This window comes from Sulfitobacter sp. M368 (assembly GCF_025141875.1).
Lineage (GTDB): Bacteria > Pseudomonadota > Alphaproteobacteria > Rhodobacterales > Rhodobacteraceae > Sulfitobacter > Sulfitobacter mediterraneus_A.
Map to the genome: position 1 here is coordinate 901,970 of NZ_CP081113.1, position 19,060 is coordinate 921,029.

At 59.8% G+C, this 19,060-nt stretch carries 18 protein-coding genes; 10 read left to right on the forward strand and 8 right to left on the reverse strand.

The window, feature by feature from the left end:
- Nucleotides 1-86 precede the first annotated feature (86 nt).
- Complete coding sequence (locus tag K3754_RS04660; RefSeq protein ID WP_203208832.1) at nucleotides 87-863, forward strand: SDR family oxidoreductase; 777 nt, start codon at nucleotides 87-89, stop codon at nucleotides 861-863.
- 87 nt (nucleotides 864-950) lie between these two features.
- Here the strand turns inward: K3754_RS04660 and K3754_RS04665 are convergent, their stop codons facing one another.
- On the reverse strand, nucleotides 951-1,304 hold the full coding sequence (locus K3754_RS04665) for a phasin family protein (RefSeq protein WP_259941436.1): 354 nt from the start codon (nucleotides 1,302-1,304) through the stop codon (nucleotides 951-953).
- A gap of 211 nt (nucleotides 1,305-1,515) precedes the next feature.
- The gene (gene glyA, locus K3754_RS04670) at nucleotides 1,516-2,793 is read right to left on the reverse strand and encodes a serine hydroxymethyltransferase (protein WP_203208830.1); all 1,278 of its coding nucleotides are present in this window, start codon (nucleotides 2,791-2,793) and stop codon (nucleotides 1,516-1,518) included.
- A 166-nt stretch (nucleotides 2,794-2,959) separates the two neighbouring features.
- Between glyA and K3754_RS04675 the strand changes: the two genes are divergently transcribed.
- The gene (locus K3754_RS04675; RefSeq protein WP_203208829.1) at nucleotides 2,960-3,721 is read left to right on the forward strand and encodes an NAD kinase; all 762 of its coding nucleotides are present in this window, start codon (nucleotides 2,960-2,962) and stop codon (nucleotides 3,719-3,721) included.
- A gap of 94 nt (nucleotides 3,722-3,815) precedes the next feature.
- The gene (locus K3754_RS04680; protein WP_203208828.1) at nucleotides 3,816-4,013 is read left to right on the forward strand and encodes a CsbD family protein; all 198 of its coding nucleotides are present in this window, start codon (nucleotides 3,816-3,818) and stop codon (nucleotides 4,011-4,013) included.
- A gap of 51 nt (nucleotides 4,014-4,064) precedes the next feature.
- On the opposite strand, the gene K3754_RS04685 is transcribed toward K3754_RS04680, so the two are convergent.
- Both K3754_RS04685 and K3754_RS04690 read right to left on the reverse strand, forming a co-directional pair.
- Nucleotides 4,065-5,954 carry a propionyl-CoA synthetase gene (locus K3754_RS04685; protein WP_259941441.1) on the reverse strand — a complete coding sequence of 630 codons (1,890 nt, stop codon included), beginning with the start codon at nucleotides 5,952-5,954 and terminating at the stop codon, nucleotides 4,065-4,067.
- A 229-nt stretch (nucleotides 5,955-6,183) separates the two neighbouring features.
- Nucleotides 6,184-8,457, reverse strand: a complete 2,274-nt coding sequence (locus tag K3754_RS04690) for an NADP-dependent malic enzyme (RefSeq protein WP_203208826.1) — start codon at nucleotides 8,455-8,457, stop codon at nucleotides 6,184-6,186.
- Nucleotides 8,458-8,646: 189 nt separating this feature from the next.
- On the opposite strand from K3754_RS04690, the gene K3754_RS04695 reads away from it, so the two are divergent.
- The 5 genes from K3754_RS04695 (at nucleotide 8,647) to K3754_RS04715 (ending at nucleotide 13,572) form a co-directional block, all read left to right on the forward strand.
- Nucleotides 8,647-9,042, forward strand: a complete 396-nt coding sequence (locus K3754_RS04695) for a cytidine deaminase (RefSeq protein ID WP_259941446.1) — start codon at nucleotides 8,647-8,649, stop codon at nucleotides 9,040-9,042.
- A complete protein-coding gene (locus K3754_RS04700) occupies nucleotides 9,043-10,350 on the forward strand; it encodes a thymidine phosphorylase (RefSeq protein WP_203208824.1) in 1,308 nt (435 codons plus the stop codon). It abuts the gene before it with no gap.
- The gene (locus K3754_RS04705) at nucleotides 10,350-11,543 is read left to right on the forward strand and encodes a phosphopentomutase (RefSeq protein WP_259941449.1); all 1,194 of its coding nucleotides are present in this window, start codon (nucleotides 10,350-10,352) and stop codon (nucleotides 11,541-11,543) included. Before K3754_RS04700 ends, K3754_RS04705 begins: the two co-directional genes overlap by 1 nt.
- A gap of 135 nt (nucleotides 11,544-11,678) precedes the next feature.
- On the forward strand, nucleotides 11,679-12,320 hold the full coding sequence (gene upp, locus K3754_RS04710; protein ID WP_203208822.1) for a uracil phosphoribosyltransferase: 642 nt from the start codon (nucleotides 11,679-11,681) through the stop codon (nucleotides 12,318-12,320).
- Between the two features lie 97 nt (nucleotides 12,321-12,417).
- The gene (locus K3754_RS04715; RefSeq protein WP_259941451.1) at nucleotides 12,418-13,572 is read left to right on the forward strand and encodes an SPOR domain-containing protein; all 1,155 of its coding nucleotides are present in this window, start codon (nucleotides 12,418-12,420) and stop codon (nucleotides 13,570-13,572) included.
- Here K3754_RS04715 and K3754_RS04720 read toward each other — a convergent pair.
- From K3754_RS04720 to K3754_RS04730, 3 genes are all read right to left on the reverse strand, one after another.
- Complete coding sequence (locus K3754_RS04720; RefSeq protein WP_259941454.1) at nucleotides 13,545-14,297, reverse strand: SGNH/GDSL hydrolase family protein; 753 nt, start codon at nucleotides 14,295-14,297, stop codon at nucleotides 13,545-13,547. The two genes, K3754_RS04715 and K3754_RS04720, sit on opposite strands and share 28 nt — an antisense overlap.
- Before the next feature lie 4 nt (nucleotides 14,298-14,301).
- Nucleotides 14,302-15,315 carry a hypothetical protein gene (locus K3754_RS04725; RefSeq protein ID WP_259941457.1) on the reverse strand — a complete coding sequence of 338 codons (1,014 nt, stop codon included), beginning with the start codon at nucleotides 15,313-15,315 and terminating at the stop codon, nucleotides 14,302-14,304.
- An 89-nt stretch (nucleotides 15,316-15,404) separates the two neighbouring features.
- Entirely contained in the window at nucleotides 15,405-17,036 is a 1,632-nt protein-coding gene (locus tag K3754_RS04730; protein WP_203208818.1) for an AMP-binding protein, read from the reverse strand.
- Nucleotides 17,037-17,128: 92 nt separating this feature from the next.
- Between K3754_RS04730 and K3754_RS04735 the strand changes: the two genes are divergently transcribed.
- Both K3754_RS04735 and K3754_RS04740 read left to right on the forward strand, forming a co-directional pair.
- Nucleotides 17,129-18,055 carry a DMT family transporter gene (locus tag K3754_RS04735; protein ID WP_311201468.1) on the forward strand — a complete coding sequence of 309 codons (927 nt, stop codon included), beginning with the start codon at nucleotides 17,129-17,131 and terminating at the stop codon, nucleotides 18,053-18,055.
- A 9-nt stretch (nucleotides 18,056-18,064) separates the two neighbouring features.
- Nucleotides 18,065-18,712: a sulfotransferase family protein gene (locus tag K3754_RS04740; protein ID WP_259941461.1), complete on the forward strand. Its 648-nt coding sequence runs from the start codon at nucleotides 18,065-18,067 to the stop codon at nucleotides 18,710-18,712.
- A gap of 10 nt (nucleotides 18,713-18,722) precedes the next feature.
- On the opposite strand, the gene K3754_RS04745 is transcribed toward K3754_RS04740, so the two are convergent.
- Entirely contained in the window at nucleotides 18,723-19,010 is a 288-nt protein-coding gene (locus K3754_RS04745) for a helix-turn-helix domain-containing protein (protein ID WP_259941465.1), read from the reverse strand.
- Between the last annotated feature and the right edge of the window lie 50 nt (nucleotides 19,011-19,060).

Genomic DNA, 19,060 nt, shown 5'->3' on the forward strand with positions numbered 1-19,060 from the left:
TTAGGTTGTCAACAAGTGTTGACATATCGAACAGAGAGCTTAGGTAGAGTGTCAACAACTGTTGACCCAACCCGAAGGACACTCTCATGAGCAACACCGCATTGATCACTGGCGCCTCGTCTGGCATCGGCATGGAATTTGCCCGCTATCACGCATCCAAGGGCGGTGATGTCATCATCACGGCGCGGCGGGAAGGCACGCTGAACACGCTCAAGGCTGAGCTTGAGCAGAAACATGGGATCGAAGTGCATGTCTTTGCATTGGATCTTGGTGCGCAGGGCGGAGCAGAAGCGCTCTATCAGAAGATAAAGGCGGCGGGACTCAAGGTCGATATCCTGATCAACAACGCCGGGTTCGGCGGGCAGGGCATGCATATCGACCGGCCCCTTGAGGACGAGTTGGGAATGATCGACCTGAATGTCAAAGCCCTGGTCGCGCTGACCCATCTGGCGGCGGCGGATATGGTGGCGCAGGGCGGCGGCAAGATCTTGCAAGTGGGGTCAACAGCCGGATTCATGCCGGGGCCCAATCAGGCAGTCTATTTCGCGACTAAGGCCTTTGTGAAATCCTTCTCGGAGGCGATTGACCAAGAGCTGCGCCCGCGCGGCGTGACCTCAACCGTGCTGGCACCCGGCTATGTCGAAACGGAGTTTGCGCAGACGGCCAACCTTGAAGGGACCAAGCTGGTCTCTGGCGGTGGCAAGACCCCTGCGAGCGTCGCCAAACATGGTTATGACGCGATGATGCGCGGCGATCTGGTGACGGTGAATGAACGTGGGCTGGGCTTTTTGGTGAACTGGGTGATCCCGTTCCTGCCGCGCCGTCAGGTGCTCAAGATGGTGCAGAATATGCAGGCCAAATGACCGGCACATGGGCCGCTAGGCCATAATTGTTCTACTCCGGCGGGCCTATGGCCAGCCGGTACTCACTTTTGCCCGGCGTGCAAAGATTTACAAAGGCACGTCGTCGTATTTGCGCGCATGTGAGGCGGTGGCCTCTTTCATGGTGTCTTGCGTGGCCTTGGTCATCATCTCGAACATGCGGGACGCCTCGGCGGTATAGTCCTGAACGGCCTTGGTGTAGAATTCGGACTGAAGCTGAAACAATTCCTGCGGAGTGGTGCAGCCCATCATCGCTTTTTGCAGTTCGACGTCCTGTTCAAACCGCTCAGAGACAAACCGGCTGCTTTCATCCATGACCTTTTTCCATGCGGACATTCCAACGGGATTGACCGCCGCCATTGCGGCTGCCATTGGCATTGCGGAAAAATCTGCTGTTTCGGCCTTTTTCGATGTCTTTCCCATTCTCGCGTCTCCCTTTCTGAGTGTCATGTGCCAGCGGGAATCTGCCGCTGATCCAACCCCCAAAGTCTAGCAGATTTTGTGTTTTGCTGCCTTGATGCAGGTCAATGAGGGCTGCCTCGTGCCAGATCTAGATGCGGATCGCAGGCTTTCAAACAAAAACGCCCCCGCATGTCAGCGAGGGCGTTTGCCGTTCTCAAGAAAGAGAAAAGGTTCAGAGGTTCGGGTAAAGCGGGAAGCGGGCGCAAAGCTCGGCAACCTCGCCGCGCACCTTCGCTTCAACCTCTGCGTTGCCGTCTTCGCCGTTGGCGGCCAGGCCATCGACCACTTCGATGATCCAATCCGCGATCTGGCGGAACTCTGCCTCGCCAAAGCCGCGGGTTGTCCCGGCGGGGGAACCAAGGCGGATGCCCGAAGTCACGGTTGGTTTTTCAGGGTCAAACGGCACACCGTTCTTGTTGCAGGTGATATGGGCGCGGCCCAATGCCTTGTCGACGATGTTGCCGGTCACGCCCTTGGGGCGCAGATCGACCAGCACCACATGGGTGTCGGTGCCGTGGGTCACAGTGTCCAGCCCGCCTTTGATCAACTGATCGGAAAGCGCCTGCGCATTGGTGATGACCTGTTTGATATAGTCCTTGAACTCAGGACGCAGCGCTTCACCAAAGGCGACGGCCTTGGCCGCGATCACATGCATCAACGGGCCACCCTGAATACCGGGGAAGATGGCGGAGTTGAACTTTTTCGCCAGTGCCTCGTCATTGGTCAGGATCATGCCGCCGCGCGGGCCGCGCAGGGTTTTGTGGGTTGTGGTGGTGGCCACATGGGCGTGCGGGAAGGGCGATGGATGTTCGCCTGCGGCCACGAGACCGGCAAAATGCGCCATGTCAACGTGCAGATAAGCGCCAACCATATCGGCAATCTCCCGCATGCGGGCAAAATCGATCTGGCGCGGAATGGCGGAACCGCCCGCGATGATCATCTTGGGCTGGTGCTCTTTGGCCAATGCCTCAACCTGATCATAATCCAGCAGGTTGTCTTGCTTGCGCACGCCATATTGGATGGCGTTGAACCATTTGCCTGACTGGTTCGGCTTGGCACCATGCGTCAGGTGACCACCTGCATCCAAGGACATGCCAAGGATCGTATCGCCGGGCTGCAACAGCGCTTGGAACACACCTTGGTTCGCCTGCGAGCCGGAGTTGGGCTGCACGTTGGCAAATGCGCAGTCAAACAGTTTGCAGGCCCGTTCAATGGCAAGGTTTTCGGCCACATCGACATGCTGGCACCCACCATAATAGCGGCGGCCCGGATAGCCTTCGGCGTATTTGTTGGTCATGATAGACCCCTGCGCCTCAAGCACAGCGGCAGACACGATATTTTCAGATGCGATCAGCTCGATCTCATCGCGCTGGCGGCCCAGCTCATCGGTGATGGAGCCAAAGATTTCGGGGTCTGATTCAGACAGGGTAGCGGTGAAAAAGCCGGACATGATGCTGTTCCTTTGGGCTGCGAAATTTCGTGTTTCGTATCGGAAACACCGGCGGCTTGGAAGTGGGGAAAGCGACGCAACGCCAGATATGTGCGGCAATGCTGGTAGCCTGAGGAATAATGTGATTGTTTTGGAGCGAATTGCGCCCAATCGGAAACTTTGCCCCATGTCCATGAGAATCGCTTTTGCGGCCAGCCGCGCCAGTGTCGCCCAGACCGCGCGTGCAGCGTTGATCGGGCGCTATGGCAATGTGCCCCCCGAAGAGGCAGAGGTGATCGTGGCGCTGGGCGGCGATGGTTTCATGCTGCAAACATTGCATAATACTCAGGATTTGCCCGCGCCGGTTTACGGGATGAATCGCGGCACCATCGGGTTCTTGATGAACGAATACCGCGAATCCGATCTGGTTGAACGCCTCCGCGCGGCCGAAACGGCCGTGATCAATCCCTTGGTGATGCGTGCCACAGACAGCGCAGGAGAGGTGCATGAGGCACTGGCGATCAACGAGGTGTCCCTGCTGCGTGCTGGTCCGCAAGCGGCCAAGTTGCAGATCACTGTTGATGGTCGCTTGCGGCTTCAGGAACTGGTGTGCGACGGTGCCCTGGTTGCCACGCCAGCCGGATCCACGGCCTATAACTATTCCGCTCATGGTCCGATCCTGCCCATTGGCGCCGAGATTCTGGCCCTGACGGCCATGGCCGCCTTTCGCCCCCGCCGGTGGCGCGGGGCGCTGCTGCCCAAGACGGCGCATGTTCGCTTTGATGTGCTTGAGCCGGAAAAGCGCCCCGTGATGGCGGATGCGGATGGCAAGTCACACCGTGATGTGGTCTCGGTCGAGGTCCGTTCAGAGCCGGAGGTGGCGCATACGATCCTTTTTGATCCCGGCCATGGCCTGGAAGAGCGGTTGATCAGCGAACAGTTCAACTGAACTTTTTCCCGATTTTATGGAACGGCTGGTGGGGTGTGTCCGTTGGTTTCTCGAAGGCGCCTGAGCGCTGCAACTCGAGAAAAGGAGACCAGACATGAATTGGGACCAGATCAAAGGCAAATGGAAGCAGATTTCCGGTGACGTGCAGGCCCATTGGGGCAAACTGACCAACGATGAAGTCGATGAGGCGGCGGGGAACCGTGACAAGCTGGTCGGCAAGATTCAGGAACGTTACGGCATCGCCAAGGAAGAGGCGGAGCGTCAGGTAGACGACTTTTTCGCAAAAGCTTGATTGAAAATATCGAACGGGACTGGGGCGGCCTTATCAGGCCGCCCTTTTTCGTTACTTGGCGTAGCCGATGGTCTGCAATGCGGCCTTGATTTCATCCAGAATGGCCGGATCATCAATCGTGGCAGGCAATTTGAACTCTTGCCCGTCGGCAATCTTGACCATCGTCGCCCGCAAGATCTTGCCCGAGCGTGTCTTGGGCAGACGGTCTACCACCAACGCCTGTTTGAACGCGGCCACCGGGCCAATCTGATCGCGGATGCGTTTGACACATTCCTTCGTGATCTCTTCATGCGGGCGGTTCACACCATTGGACAGGCACAAAAAGCCAACGGGTGATTGCCCCTTAAGCGCATCACTGACCCCGACGACCGCACATTCTGCCACATCGGGATGGCCCGCCAGAACTTCCTCCATTGCGCCGGTCGACAAACGGTGACCGGCCACGTTGATCACATCATCGGTCCGCGCCATGATGTAGAGGTATCCGTCCTCATCCATCATCCCTGCATCACCGGTTTCGTAATAGCCGGGAAAGGTCGTCAGGTAGGATTTGCGGAACCGGTCCTCGGCATTCCAAAGGGTTGGCAATGTGCCGGGGGGCAGGGGCAATTTGATCGCAATCGCGCCCAGTTCACCAGGTTTTTGCGGGTGGCCGGCCTCGTCCAGAATTTCGACCTGATATCCCGGCATAGGCACGGTGGGAGAGCCGATCTTGACCGGCAATGCCTCCAGCCCGGCAGGGTTGCCCGCGATGGTATAGCCTGTCTCGGTCTGCCACCAATGGTCATAGACCGGGATGTCCAAAATCTCTTGCGCCCATTCGATGGTATCTGGATCAGCTCTTTCACCCGCCAGATACAGCGCGCGCAAACCGCTTAGATCATATTTCTTGCGATATTCACCCTTGGGGTCTTCGCGTTTCACGGCGCGGATGGCCGTGGGCGCGGTGAAGAAGCTGCGCACGTTATGCTCTTCTATGATCCGCCAGAAGGTGCCTGCGTCCGGCGTGCCAATGGGCTTGCCCTCAAACACCACGGTGGTGTTGCCATGGATCAAGGGGCCATAACAGATGTAGCTGTGACCCACGACCCAGCCCACATCTGAGGCAGCCCAGAACACATCGCCAGGATCTACATTGTAGATGTTTTTCATGGTCCAGTTCAGCGCCACCAGATGCCCGCCCGTGTGGCGTACGACACCTTTGGGCGCACCGGTGGTGCCAGAAGTATAAAGAATATAGGCAGGGTGATTGCCCTCAACCGGCACACAATCGGCAGGGGTGACGCCCTGCTGGCAATCATGCCAATCCAGATCACGGCCCGGCGTCAGCGCGCACAAATGCTGCGGGCGCTGCAAAACAATACAGACATCCGGTTTGTGATCGGCCATTTCAATCGCACCATCGAGGAGCGGTTTGTATTCCACGACACGGCCCGGCTCCAAGCCGCAGGAGGCGGCAATAATCGCCTTGGGGGCACAATCATCTATGCGCACGGCCAGTTCATTGGCGGCAAATCCGCCAAAGACCACAGAGTGTACTGCACCAATGCGTGCACATGCCAACATCGCCTCAAGCGCCTCTGGCACCATGGGCATATAAATGATTACCCGGTCGCCCTTGACCACACCCTGCGCGGACAATGCGCCGGCCAACGACGCAACGCGGGTTTGCAGTTCTGCATAGGTGATCTTGGCCTGCGTTCCGGTGATCGGGCTGTCATGAATGATTGCCACCTGATCGCCGCGCCCGCCTTCTACATGGCGATCAACGGCGTTGTAACAACCATTGACCTTGGCATCCGCGAACCATTCAAACAGGTCATTGCCCCGTTCAAAAAGCGCCTGCTTGGGGGCCTCAACCCAATCAATCGCCTCGGCTGCCTTCAGCCAAAACGCCTCCGGATCATCCTGCCAGGCGGCATAAGTTTCGCGGTATCCCATGGTGTCCTCCCCCGTAATCCCTCGCCCTTGTGGTTACGCAGCGTCACTGCAGCGGGCAAGAGGCGCAAAAGTCGCAGCGCAAGATTTGAAAAGAAATTTTCTAGATCCACATCAATGTTGTAACGCCGCTATCCTCTTCATTTGGCGAGAAAAACTCACCCCAATCCTCCCCGAAGGGAGAATTGTGTAAATCAGATGAGGGGCCTGTCTGCCGCCTTTGGGTCACTGATCAGCCGTAATGCGCCACAGGTGTGCCCGCAATTGCCCCCACGTTCAGCAGCCCGCGGGCCGTGATCGAGGGTGAAACGATATGCGCCCGGTTTCCCATGCCCATCAGGATCGGTCCGACCTCTAGACCGCCGCCTTTCATCTTGAGAATGTTGCGCACGCCCGATGCCGCATCCGCATGGGCGAAGACCAGAACATTGGCTGCCCCATCAAGCCGGTTGCCGGGCAAAAGCCGCTCGCGCAGTTCGGGGTCCAGCGCGGTGTCGATGTTCATCTCGCCCTCGTAGGCAAAGTCATCGCCCCCTGCATCCAACAGACGAATGGCCGCCCGCAGTCGTTTGCCGCTGCCTTCGCCTTGATTGCCGAATTGGCTTTGCGAACAGAAGGCGACCTTGGGCTCCAGACCAAAGCGGCGCACATGCCGCGCCGCGCCGCGTGCGATCTCGGCAATCTGTTCGGGGGTGGGGTGCAGATGCACCTGCGTGTCGGCGATAAAGAGCGGCCCGTCTTCGAGGATCATCATCGACAAAGCACCATGAGGCCGCAGACCGTCCCGACCCAGCACCTGTTCGACGTAATTCATATGCCAACGGAACTCACCAAAGGTGCCGCAGATCAGGCTGTCGGCCTCGCCGCGATGCACCATCACCGCACCGATCGCGGTGGTGTTGGTGCGCATGACCGCGCGGGCAATGTCGGGCGATACGCCGCGCCGGGCCATCAGCTGATGATAGGTTTCCCAATAGTCGCGGTAACGCGGATCGTTTTCGGGGTTTACCAGATCCACATTGTCGCCAAGTTTGAGGGTCAGGCCGGCCTTCTCGATCCGCCGTTCGATCACCTCGGGGCGGCCAATCAGGATCGGGCGTTCGACGGTTTCCTCAATGATCGCCTGCGCGGCGCGCAGCACCCGTTCATCTTCGCCTTCTGCAAAGACCAGGCGGCGCGGCGAGGTGCGGGCCGCCTCAAATACGGGCCGCATCAGCAATGCGGATTTGAACACAGATCCGTCCAAGCGGTGTTTATATGCCTCAAGATCGTCAATGGGCCGCGCCGCCACGCCGGTTTCCATCGCAGCCTTGGCGACGGCAGATGACACCACTCCGATCAGGCGCGGGTCAAAGGGTTTGGGGATCAGATAATCCGCCCCGAAGGTCAGTTGCTCGCCTTGGTAGGCTGCGGCGGCCTCGGCGGAGGTCGTTGCACGTGCGAGGGCGGCAATGCCGTCGATACAGGCCAGCTGCATCTCGTCATTGATGGTGGTGGCCCCGACATCCAATGCGCCCCGGAAGATGAAGGGAAAACACAGTACATTGTTGACCTGATTTGGAAAATCGGACCTGCCTGTGGCAATGATCGCATCCGGTGCCACGGCCCGCGCCAGATCCGGCAGGATTTCGGGCGTGGGATTGGCGAGGGCAAAAATGATCGGCCGCTTGGTCATCTTGCCGACCATTTCAGGGGACAATACGCCCGGCCCGGACAGGCCAAGGAACATGTCTGCGTCATGGATGACATCATCCAGCGTGCGCAGGTCCGTGGCTTGGGCATATTCGGCCTTGATCGGGTTCATATCGACCTCACGACCCTCGTAAACCAACCCGTGAATGTCGCAAAGCCAGACGTTCTCGCGCTTAACGCCAAGTTTGAGCAGCATATTCAGACAGGCAATGCCCGCCGCGCCGCCGCCGGTTGAGACAATCTTGATATCCTCGAATTTCTTCCCCGCCACATGCAGGGCGTTCTTGGCTGCTGCGCCGACAACAATGGCTGTGCCGTGCTGATCGTCGTGGAAAACCGGGATATTCATCCGTTCGCGGCAGATCCGTTCAACGGTAAAGCAATCGGGCGCTTTGATGTCTTCGAGATTGATCGCGCCAAAGGTGGGGCCAAGCGCACAGACAATATCCGCCAGCTTTTCCGGGTCACTTTCGTCCACCTCGATGTCAAAGCAATCAATGCTGGCAAACTTCTTGAACAGGACTGCCTTGCCTTCCATCACCGGCTTGGAGGCCAGCGCACCAATATTGCCAAGCCCCAGAACCGCGGTGCCGTTTGTCACCACTGCCACCAGATTGGCACGGGATGTATAGAGCGCAGCCGTTGCGGGATCTTCCTTGATTTCAAGGCAGGCTTCGGCCACGCCAGGGGAATAGGCCCGCGCCAGATCACGCCCGTTGGCCAATGGTTTGGTCGCCCGGATCTCAAGCTTGCCCGGCTTGGGAAAGGCATGATAATCAAGCGCGGCCTGACGGAGATTTGGCTTGTCGGACATGAAAAGGCTCCCTGAGAAAAATATGGTTTAGCGTTAAACTACTTTTTCGATCCAGCCAATACGACATTTCTGCGCACCGATCCGGTTTCACACTTTCTAACAGATCGTAACGGCAAGCGGGTGGATAATCTGCGCAAATCCATCGTAACCTTATCGGAAGTGAATGAGTGACCCGAAAAAGAGAGCGCAATGTCCCAAGAATTAAGAGCCGCCGCCGTGCAGGTCCGCGAAAATGCGCATGCCCCCTATTCCAACTTCAAGGTGGGGGCGGCCATCCGAGCGGCGTCCGGTGTTGTCTATGTTGGCTGCAACGTCGAAAACGTAGCCTATCCCGAAGGCACCTGCGCCGAAGCGGGTGCAATTGCCGCGATGGTGGCTGCGGGCGAGACCGAGCTGACCGAAGCCTATGTGGTGGCAGGCAGTGAATTGCCGGTGACGCCCTGCGGCGGATGCCGTCAGAAGCTGGCCGAGTTTGGCGCCGGCGCAGTGCCCGTCACCATGGCGACAACTGCAGGCCTCGAAGAACATACAACTCTGGCAGATCTGTTGCCCGGTGCCTTTGCCGCCGCGCATATGGAGGGCTGAATGACCAACGCCCGAACCATATTGGCCAAACTGCGTCATCAAGAACCGCTGGATGCGTCCGAACTGGGTTGGGCCGCCGCCGCCCTTGCCAGCGGCGAGATGAGCGCCGCCCAAGCAGGCGCATTTGCCATGGGGATTTGCCGCAATGGTCTGGATGACGCGGGCCGCGTGGCGCTGACGCTGGCGATGCGCGATTCCGGGCAAGTGCTGAAATGGGATCTGAACGGGCCCGTGCTGGACAAACATTCCACCGGCGGTGTCGGGGATTGTGTGTCCTTGATTCTTGCGCCCGCCTTGGCGGCTTGCGGGGCTTTTGTGCCGATGATTTCTGGGCGCGGCCTTGGCCATACAGGCGGCACGCTGGACAAGCTGGAGGCCATACCGGGCGTGACGACGCAAGTCGAGGAGGCACGCTTGCACGACATCGTGCGTCAGGTCGGCTGTGCCATCGTCGGGGCCACGGGCAACATCGCGCCCGCGGACAAGCGGCTTTATGCGGTGCGTGATGTGACTTCTACGGTGGATTCGCTGGATCTGATCACCGCGTCGATCCTCAGCAAAAAACTGGCCGCCAGTCTTGAGGGGCTGGTGCTGGACGTGAAAGTCGGAAGCGGTGCTTTTATGAAGGAGCTTCCCGAAGCGCAGGCTTTGGCAAAGGCGCTGACCGCAACGGCCAATGCTGCCGGTTGCCGCACAACGGCGGTGATCAGCGACATGAACCAACCTTTGGTGCCGAGTCTTGGCAATGCGCTTGAGGTGGCAGAGGTGATGCGCGTGCTGCGCGGAGATGAGCAGGGTCCGATTATCGATGTGGCGGCGGCGCTTGGCGGTGTGTTGTTGGCCAATGGTGGATTGGTGCCGGATGTGCAGGCGGGGGCGGATGCGATTGTGACTGCCATCCGCTCGGGTGCCGCGGCAGAGGTGTTTGGCAAGATGCTGGCTGCCTTGGGCGGGCCGGTCAGCTTTGTCGAAAACTGGCAGCGATTTTTGCCCGAGGCCACGGTGATCCGCGCGGTCAAGGCCACCAGTGCGGGCTATGTCACAGCAATCGACGGCGAGGCGCTTGGCCTTGCTGTGGTGGAACTGGGCGGCGGGCGCAAAATCGAAAGCGACGAGGTGAACCCGGCGGTTGGCCTGTCAGAAGTGGTGCGGCTGGGCGAAAGGGTGACACGCGGGCAAACCTTGGCCGTCGTCCATGCCAGCCGGTCGGATCTGGCGGATCAGGCGGTCGCGGCGGTGCGGGCCGCGATGACCCTGTCGGACAAGCGGGCAGACCTGCCTGATCTGATCATCGAAAGGGTAGGATAATGGCGCGTGCGTTCTTGGTGGTGATGGACAGTGTCGGCATTGGCGGCGCGCCGGATGCGGACCAGTTTTTCAACGGGGATCAGCCTGATACCGGGGCCAATACGCTGGGCCATATTGCGCAGGCATGTGCGGCGGGAAGGGCCGAAGAGGGGCGCAGCGGGCCGTTAAAACTGCCGGTGCTTTCGGCGCTTGGCCTTGGTGCGGCGGTTAAACTGGCCAGCGGTCTGGATCTGCCGGACCTGCATGCAGAGATCAAAGGCGGCTGGGGCGCGGCCACCGAAGTTTCGCGCGGCAAGGATACGCCGTCAGGGCATTGGGAACTGGCAGGATTGCCCGTGCCGTGGGATTGGCATTACTTCCCGGACGAGACGCCAGCCTTTCCCGATCCTGTTACTGCGCATTTGGCGAAGATGGCCGGAACCGAGGGGATCTTGGGCAATTGCCATGCCTCTGGCACGGCAGTCATTGCTGATCTGGGAGCGGAGCACTGCGAAACAGGTTGGCCGATCTGCTACACTTCTGCCGATTCCGTTTTGCAGATCGCCGCGCATGAGGACCATTTTGGGCTCGACCGCCTGTTGGATCTCTGCCGCGCCGTTGCGCCGATGTTGCATGAGATGAAAGTCGGCCGCGTGATCGCGCGGCCCTTCGTCGGCGATGCCGCCAGCGGGTTTGAACGCACTGCCAACCGCCGTGATTTTGCGATTATGCCCCCCAAGCCGGTGTTGACCAATTGGGTGCAAGACGCGGGCGGTAAGGTCTATGCCATTGGCAAGATTGGCGATATTTTTTCATTGCAAGGGATTGATGAGGTCCGCAAAGGACGTGACGCGGCGTTGATGGGACATTTGGGTCATTTGGTGGATGAGGCGGAAGACGGATCATTTACATTTGCCAATTTTGTGGAATTCGACAGTGAATATGGTCACCGCCGCGATGTGTCCGGCTATGCCCGTGCGCTGGAGTGGTTTGACCGTGAGATCGGGCAGATCATGGCGCGGCTGCGGCCGGGTGATCTTATGGTCCTGACCGCCGATCACGGCAATGACCCGACGTGGATCGGCACCGATCACACCCGGGAACGGGTGCCCGTGCTGGTGACAGGCGGGGCGCAGGGGCCACTGGGGCAGATCGGCTTTGCCGATGTGGCGCATGTGGTGGCGGACCATTTGGGGGTCGCTCCACAGACGTAAATGTCAATTTGGGGGCCAGCCCCCACCGGCAAAGCCGGTTCCCCCGGAGTACTTTTGGCCAAAAAGGGAGGGGGGCTGCGCTTGCGGCGGCGGGCGTTTCGGGCCAAAAGACATGTAAACCAAAGGAGCTGCCCCATGTCCCATGCCGCCGACCATCTGACTGTTGTTGATCACCCGCTGGTGCAGCACAAATTGACCATCATGCGCGACAAGGAAACGCCGACAGCGGTGTTCCGTCAGTTGCTGCGCGAGATCAGCCAGCTGTTGGCTTATGAGGTCACGCGCGGCCTGCCGATGACGACCAAAGAGATCGAAACCCCTATGCAGACCATGAGTGCGCCAACTCTGGATGGCAAGAAACTGGCGCTGATTTCGATCCTGCGGGCGGGCAATGGCCTGTTGGATGGGGTGCTTGAGTTGATCCCCTCGGCGCGGGTTGGGTTTGTCGGGCTGTACCGTGATGAGGAAACGCTCAAGCCGGTACAGTATTATTTCAAGGTGCCTGAGGCGCTGGATGACCGGTTGGTGATTGCCGTTGATCCGATGCTGGCGACGGGAAATTCGTCGGTGGCAGCGATTGATCTGCTCAAGAAATCCGGCGCAACCAACATTCGGTTTCTGTGTCTTTTGGCAGCGCCTGAAGGTGTGGCGCGGATGCGTGAGGCTCATCCAGATGTGCCGATTGTGACGGCAGCCTTGGATGAGCGGCTCAATGAGGTTGGCTATATCGTGCCAGGCCTCGGGGACGCGGGCGACCGGATGTTCGGGACCAAATAATTCGGGCCATGCTTTCACGCGTTGCGTGTATTTCTGACCCTAGACTTGGGCGGTCTGCTGGTGCATTCTGACAACATCTTGTGTGTGGGGACACGTTATGAAGATCTTCAGATTGATTGCAGCTTCAGCTTTGGCCGGTGGCCTTGGCTTGGGCCTTGCTCAGGCCCAGACAGCAGAACGGCAGCCGACAGAGTTTCCGCCTGATAGCTTCAAGGGCAAACAATATGTCGACAGCGAGGGATGCGTTTTTATCCGCGCGGGCATTGACGGCAACGTGTCCTGGGTGCCGCGCGTCACGCGGGATCGCAAGATCGTTTGCGGCTTTGCACCCAGCCTGCCATCGCAGGTGGCCAGCGCCGAAGTGGTCCCGGAAGAAACCGAAGTGGCCGCTGCCGCGCCGGAGACATCGCCATCCCCAGTGGTGAAACCTGAGCGCACTGCGAAGGCCAAAGCCAAGCCGCGCCGGAAGGCGCCGGTTGTGCGCCGCCAGACCGCGCCCAAGCCGGTTCCTGTGGCATCGGTTGATGTGTTTCCCAAGCCGCCTGTCAACCTGCGGACCGCAGCCTCGGGACGGGTTGAGATCACCCCGCAAACCCGCATCGCGCCCGTTCATGTGGTGGCAAACCGCGTGAACACCCGAAATGTCACAATCCCGCGTGGCTATCGCCGGGTTTGGGATGATGACCGTCTGAACCCCCACCGCGCCGAACAGAATCTTGACGGGCGCAACGACATGCTGCTGGTCTGGACCCAGACCGTGCCGCGCCGTTTGATTGATCAGCGCAGCGGGCGCGATATGACGGCCAGCGTGCCACTCGTTTATCCTTATGTCGATTTGGCCCGGCAACGGCAGGGCTTGGGCGAAGTGACCATCGTCGAGAAGGACGGGCAGCGGATGAAACGGATCATTCGCAATCAAAGGCCGGTTGCGGTTGTGCGCCCGCCGGTTCTGTCGTCGCGGTCCGCGCCCAAGGTGCCATTGGCCAGGCCGGAGGTCCGCGTTGCACCTAAAGTGACAGACAACGCGACCCGCTATATTCAGATTGGTCTTTTCACCACGCCGGCCAAGGCAAAGGCGGCGGCACAGCGGATTGCGCGGATGGGGATGCCGGCCCGTATCGGCAAAAAACGGCAGGGCGGAAAGCTCTACAGCATGGTGCAAGCGGGACCGTTTGCGGGACAAGCTGCTGCGCAAGTGGCACAAAAGAAGGTGATCGGTGCCGGCTACGACGGGCGCGTTCTGCGGGACTGACCCTGGTATCCAGATTTGAGTTTTGGCCAGTCGGTGATGATCCGGCTGGCCATTTCTTTTGCCCAAAGCGTGTTGAGCTGCGCATTGGGGTGGAAGCCGTCCGAGGCCATCAGCCCTGGATCAGCCGGAAGATCAAACGGCACATAGGTCAGGTCGGCGGTTTTGGCGGCATGGCGCTGCATCGTGGTCTCGAAGGCTTGGGCGTGGCGGCCAAGGGTCCAGCGCAGGGGCTGTGGCAGCAATGGAAACGCGCCCATCGGAGGTACGCCGGACAGATATATCCGGCGCGGATCATGGCGTGCCCTGAGGTCGTCAAATAGCGCCATTTGTTGACGCAGCCATGTCCGGCGGGGCAGCAGCCGGGTCACATCGTTCACGCCCAAAGCGGTGACAATGATATCGGCGGGATCGGCGGTTGTGTTTTGCAGGCGCATTTGCGTGCTTTTTGTGGTTGCGCCGGACAAGGCGTCCAGTTGCCATGAAACGGTGAACTGGCCTGCAAGCGCAGCGGCCAGTTGCCCGCTGAGTGCCTCCGTTTGGGTTCGCACGCCAACACCGGCGGCGGAGCTGTCACCGACGATCCGCAGGCGCAGAGGCGGGCCACTGCCCAACACACCCGATCTGGGTCCAGCCGCCTCGGGCAACCGCTGGGCAACGCGTCTGACTTTGAAGGCTTGGGCAGTCAACAGCGGGGACAGGGCCAAGCGGGCCATGGTGTCCAACACGGCGTTAACCCCCGCAAATGTTTTGCAGGCGCAGCCAGTTGGCGTCAGACATCAAAGGTTCGGTGAGCTTGCCATTCATCGGATCGCCTTCGATCAGGTGCAGAACCGTCTCGCCGGTGATGTCGCGGGCATAGGCGTAGGGGGTGCTGCGCAGCTCTGCCGCGCCAAAACGGGCCAGCTGCGCGGCGACATCCGGCGCATCGGGGGGCGTTGTGGTCAGGTGTTCGGCATAGGTGGCAAGAGCGGCCGGAGCAACATCCCCGGTGGTCAACAGCCGGAAATTCTCGCGGATGCCGACGACCTCAAGCAGATCGCGCAACGGGTCTTTGGCGGCGCGGCGGGTCATTTCCGTCAGGATATATCCGGCGGCCACGTCCGGCTCTTCCCAGTCCTCGACCACGTCGCGGTCCAGCACGATCACGCCGCCGGGCAGATGCAGGCTGTGTTGCGGCATCTCGGGCAGGATCGCCAGCTTGCCCGCGCCGAGCCGCTTGGAGAGCAGTCCAAGGGCGGCCAGCCCGCTTGCGTCAGTGCAGCGCGTGCCCGAGACACGTTCAATCCGTTTAAGGAGTTCCGCACCAATGGCGGCGCGTTTGACCTGTGGCACCACCCGCAAGGTGTGGTCCTGCATCGCGCCGGGCAACCAAAAGAGCGCCAGCGCAAGCACCACAACCACCGAGACCAGAACCCCTAGCCAGCGCAGACGCCCCGGTTTCGGGCGGCTTTTGTGGATACGGCGGCGCAGTTTTTCAATCCCCGCGACCATTTCGGTCTCGTTTTCCGGCAGTTCAAGTGTCTCGCCCGGATCGCCGTCAGGATGATAGAGCGCCGGCACCTCCTCGGGGTTGGCCCGTTCAACAGCTGCGATAGACCAATGCGCCAGCGGCTGATCTTTCATGTCCGTCAGAGTCAGGGTGGCATCGCCCAAAGACACGATCACTTCGCGCCGCTGGGCGTCGGGGCTGGCACGCCACAGGCCCGTCGCTTCGAGACGGGCGTATTCTCTGAGGGCGGTCATGGGTTTGCTGCACTGCCTTTGTTATCTGTTCAATTTAACACAGAGGCGAAACGGGGCAATGGGCAGAATGCGCCCAATGCCCATGGTTCTCAGCGCAAGTGACCGGCGATGGTGCGCAACTCGAACTTCTGGATTTTACCGGTTGAGGTTTTTGGTAGCTCTTGAAAGATCACCCTTTTGGGCGCTTTGAAGCCTGCAAGCGTTTGCCGGACAAAGGCGATCAATGCCGCTTCGTCCCCCTCTGCGCCGGGTTTGAGCTCCACAAAGGCACAGGGCACTTCGCCCCATTTCTCATCGGGTTTGGCGACGACAGCTGCAAGATTGACGTCCGGATGCTCCATCAGGACACCTTCAACCTCGACGGACGAGATGTTTTCACCGCCCGAGATGATGATGTCTTTTGCGCGGTCGGCGATCTGGATGTAGCCGTCCTCATGTTGCACGGCCAAGTCGCCGGAATGGAAATAGCCGCCAGCAAAAGCTTCGGCAGTAGCGTCGGGGTTTTTTAGGTATCCTTTCATCACCGAATTGCCGCGGATCATGATCTCACCCTGGGTGGTGCCATCGCGGGGGATCTGGCGGATCTTGCTGTCGGTGACAGTGATGTGGTCCATCATCGGCATGGCCACACCCTGACGGGCCTTGATCGCGGCGCGGGCGGATTGATCCAGCGTTTCCCAATCCTCACTGCGCCACAGGCATTCGGTGACATGGCCATAGGTTTCGGTGAGGCCGTAAACTTGGGTTACGTTGAATCCCAGCTTTTCAATTTTGGCGAGGGTGGCCGGGGCAGGGGGCGCACCGGCGGTAAAAACCTCCACCTGATGATCAAAGGCGCGGCGTTCGGTGTCGGATGCGTTGACCACCATGTTCAGAACGATGGGCGCCCCGCCAAAATGGGTGACCCCTTCATCCGCGATGGCATTGTAGATCGCCCCTGCGGTTACATCGCGGCAACAGACCAAGGTGCCGCCGATCAGCGGCATCATCCATGTGTGGTTCCAACCGTTGCAGTGAAACAGTGGCACGATCTGCATGAACACCGGATGCAGCACCATCCGCCATGAGATCACCGTGCCCATGGTCATCAGATAGGCGCCGCGGTGGTGGTAAACCACACCTTTGGGCCGTCCGGTGGTGCCTGAGGTGTAGTTGAGTGCGAGGCTTTCCCATTCGTCCTGCGGCATGAGCCAGGCAAATTCCACATTGCCGGTTTTCAGAAAATCCTCGTATTGGGGATGGCGGCCAGAGGGCTTGTGCCGTGAATTGGGATCGACCACCTCGATGATCTTGGGCGGGGTGCCATCCATCAGCGCGGCGGCAGTTTCGGCCAGGTCCATAAATTCACTGTCCACAAGCAGCACCTTGGCGCCGCCATGATCAAAGATATAGGCGACCGTTCCGGCGTCCAGCCGGGTGTTGATGGTGTTCAGGACCGCACCGCAGGCCGGAACCCCGAAATGGGCCTCGGCCTGTGCAGGCAGGTTGGGAATGAGCGTTGCCACAACATCACCGGGTTTCACCCCGATCCCCACCAGCGCAGAGGCAAGGCAGGTGCACCGTTCGTAGTATTCGCCGTAATTCACGCGGTGATCGCCATAAACAACCGCCGTGCGTGCCGGAAACACCTCGGCGGCGCGGCGCAGATGCGACAGCGGCGTCAGGGGCACATAATTGGCGGCGCATTTGTCCAGCCCGGTTTCGTCCTGCATCCAACCCATGACCTGTCTCCCCGAATTCATGTCGCTTTGGGGGTTGAATATTGCTGGCTGTGCGTGACTTTGGAAGGGCTGATTTGCACAAAGGGGCGCAAGTGAACGAACAATCGACAAAGCCCGCGCTGGCCGCGATCTCTGTGCTGGGCGGAATGGCGGCCCTTGGGCTGACCGACAACTTCGTGCCGCATATTTCGGAACGGGGGTCGCTGTGGCAGTTCCACCTTGTGCGCTCGGTGATGGCCTTTGTGGTCTTGGGTGCTGTGGTGGCATTCGGCTACGGCAGTTTGCGGGCCAAGCGGCCCATCGCGGTGCTGGGGCGCAGTCTGTTTCAAGCCGGTGCAATGCTGATCTATTTTGGCTGCCTGTCCGTGCTGCCGATTGGCGTGGTGGTGGCGGGCCTGTTCACATCACCGCTGTTTGTGGTGCTGATCTCGATCCTGTTTCAGGGCAAATCCGTGGGCCTGTTCCGCTGGACAGCTGTGGTGACTGGCTTTGTCGGCGCTTTGATGGTGATCCGCCCCGATCCTTCCGCGCTGGACCCGATCAGTTTCCTGCCCATTGTGGCGGGGTTGCTTTACGCTATTGGCGCAGTGGCCACGCGGGCGTGGTGCGAGGGGGAAAGCACGTTGACCCTGACCGCCGGATTCTTCGGAATGCTGGGCGTGTTTGGCCTTATTGGGGTGTTTGTTGTCTCTGGCGAGGCACCGGCAGGGCACGATGGTTTTGTGCTGCGCTCCTGGGGGCCGCTGGACGCGGAGATGCTGTTCTGGTTCGCGGTACAGGCGGTTGGCTCACTCATCGGGATCGGCTTGATCTTTCGCGGCTATTTGTTGGGTGAGGCCAGTCATGTGGCCGTCTTTGAATACTCGCTGCTGGTCTTTGCCAGCTTTTGGGCATGGGTTCTTTGGGATCAAACCGTGCCGGTGTTGGGGTTGTTTGGCATGGTCTTGATCGCCCTTGCGGGTAGCATCATCGCCCTGCGCAGCACCGCCCCGGTTGGCGCGGGCCGGGTGCCGGAATAGGATGCGGATATGATCATCAGCCGCGGGCGGTCCTATCTCTTTGTGCATATTCCCAAAACCGGCGGCACCTCCATGGCGCTGGCGCTTGAGGGCCGCGCAATGAAGGACGATGTGATGATCGGAGACACGCCCAAGGCGGTCAAACGGCGGCGTCGCCTCAAGGATGTGCAAACCGCCGGGCGGCTTTGGAAACACAGCACATTGGCCGATATTGATGGATTGATCGGTGCGGATGAGATCGCGGATCTCTTCACTTTCACCCTTGTGCGCAACCCGTGGGATCGCACGGTCAGCTATTATCACTGGTTGCGCGAGCAGACATTTGATCATGCATCGGTCAGGCTGGCCAAGACGCAGGATTTTGAGGGTTTCGTATCTGATCCACAGATTCAGCAAAGTCTGCGGCAGTGGCCTGCCCGTCGCTACATGACGGATGTCAACGGAACGGAGCAGTGCCGCGCCTATATCCGCCTTGAACATCTGGCCGAGGATGCCGCACCGCTTTGGGCGCATCTGGGGGTGGAACTGGATCTGCCGCAGAGCAATGCATCTGTGCGGGAAACAGATTACCGGCGCTATTATTCCCCGGCGACGTGCAAAGTTGTTGCCGAGTGTTGCGCAGAAGATATCGCGCGATTTGGTTATGCCTACGATTAACGGGGCCGGATCAGTCGTCCGTTGAAGCCGCCGCCAGGGTCGGAACCCAGTCTTGCGCCCAATCCCCCAGCGGCTCCAGCCGTTTGAACAGGTCGCGCCCATCTGCCGTCAGGCTGTAGCCATCATCGGCCCTGTCAACCAAACCAACGGCCCGCAATTCCTTGAGGCGGGTGTTCAGCACACTGGGCGAGGCGCTGTCACATCTGGTCTGCAAGTCTCTGAAATTGCGGTTCTTGTCGCTGAGATTCCATAAGATTCCCATCGCCCAGCGACGGCTGAGCAGGTCAAAGAGCACCATGATGGGTTGACCACTTTTCGATCCGCGCACGGCAGTTCCGGGTTTCGGAA

Excerpts from the sequence above, each read along its gene's own strand:
- K3754_RS04740 (WP_259941461.1), top strand. The coding sequence starts at position 18,065 with ATGATCATCAGCCGCGGGCGGTCCTATCTCTTTGTGCATATTCCCAAA.
- K3754_RS04695 (WP_259941446.1), top strand. The coding sequence starts at position 8,647 with ATGTCCCAAGAATTAAGAGCCGCCGCCGTGCAGGTCCGCGAAAATGCG.
- K3754_RS04715 (WP_259941451.1), top strand. The coding sequence starts at position 12,418 with ATGAAGATCTTCAGATTGATTGCAGCTTCAGCTTTGGCCGGTGGCCTT.
- K3754_RS04680 (WP_203208828.1), top strand. The coding sequence starts at position 3,816 with ATGAATTGGGACCAGATCAAAGGCAAATGGAAGCAGATTTCCGGTGAC.
- K3754_RS04730 (WP_203208818.1), bottom strand. The coding sequence starts at position 17,036 with ATGGGTTGGATGCAGGACGAAACCGGGCTGGACAAATGCGCCGCCAAT.
- K3754_RS04690 (WP_203208826.1), bottom strand. The coding sequence starts at position 8,457 with ATGTCCGACAAGCCAAATCTCCGTCAGGCCGCGCTTGATTATCATGCC.
- glyA (WP_203208830.1), bottom strand. The coding sequence starts at position 2,793 with ATGTCCGGCTTTTTCACCGCTACCCTGTCTGAATCAGACCCCGAAATC.
- K3754_RS04660 (WP_203208832.1), top strand. The coding sequence starts at position 87 with ATGAGCAACACCGCATTGATCACTGGCGCCTCGTCTGGCATCGGCATG.
- K3754_RS04705 (WP_259941449.1), top strand. The coding sequence starts at position 10,350 with ATGGCGCGTGCGTTCTTGGTGGTGATGGACAGTGTCGGCATTGGCGGC.
- upp (WP_203208822.1), top strand. The coding sequence starts at position 11,679 with ATGTCCCATGCCGCCGACCATCTGACTGTTGTTGATCACCCGCTGGTG.
- K3754_RS04685 (WP_259941441.1), bottom strand. The coding sequence starts at position 5,954 with ATGGGATACCGCGAAACTTATGCCGCCTGGCAGGATGATCCGGAGGCG.
- K3754_RS04675 (WP_203208829.1), top strand. The coding sequence starts at position 2,960 with ATGTCCATGAGAATCGCTTTTGCGGCCAGCCGCGCCAGTGTCGCCCAG.
- K3754_RS04665 (WP_259941436.1), bottom strand. The coding sequence starts at position 1,304 with ATGGGAAAGACATCGAAAAAGGCCGAAACAGCAGATTTTTCCGCAATG.
- K3754_RS04745 (WP_259941465.1), bottom strand. The coding sequence starts at position 19,010 with ATGGTGCTCTTTGACCTGCTCAGCCGTCGCTGGGCGATGGGAATCTTA.
- K3754_RS04700 (WP_203208824.1), top strand. The coding sequence starts at position 9,043 with ATGACCAACGCCCGAACCATATTGGCCAAACTGCGTCATCAAGAACCG.
- K3754_RS04725 (WP_259941457.1), bottom strand. The coding sequence starts at position 15,315 with ATGACCGCCCTCAGAGAATACGCCCGTCTCGAAGCGACGGGCCTGTGG.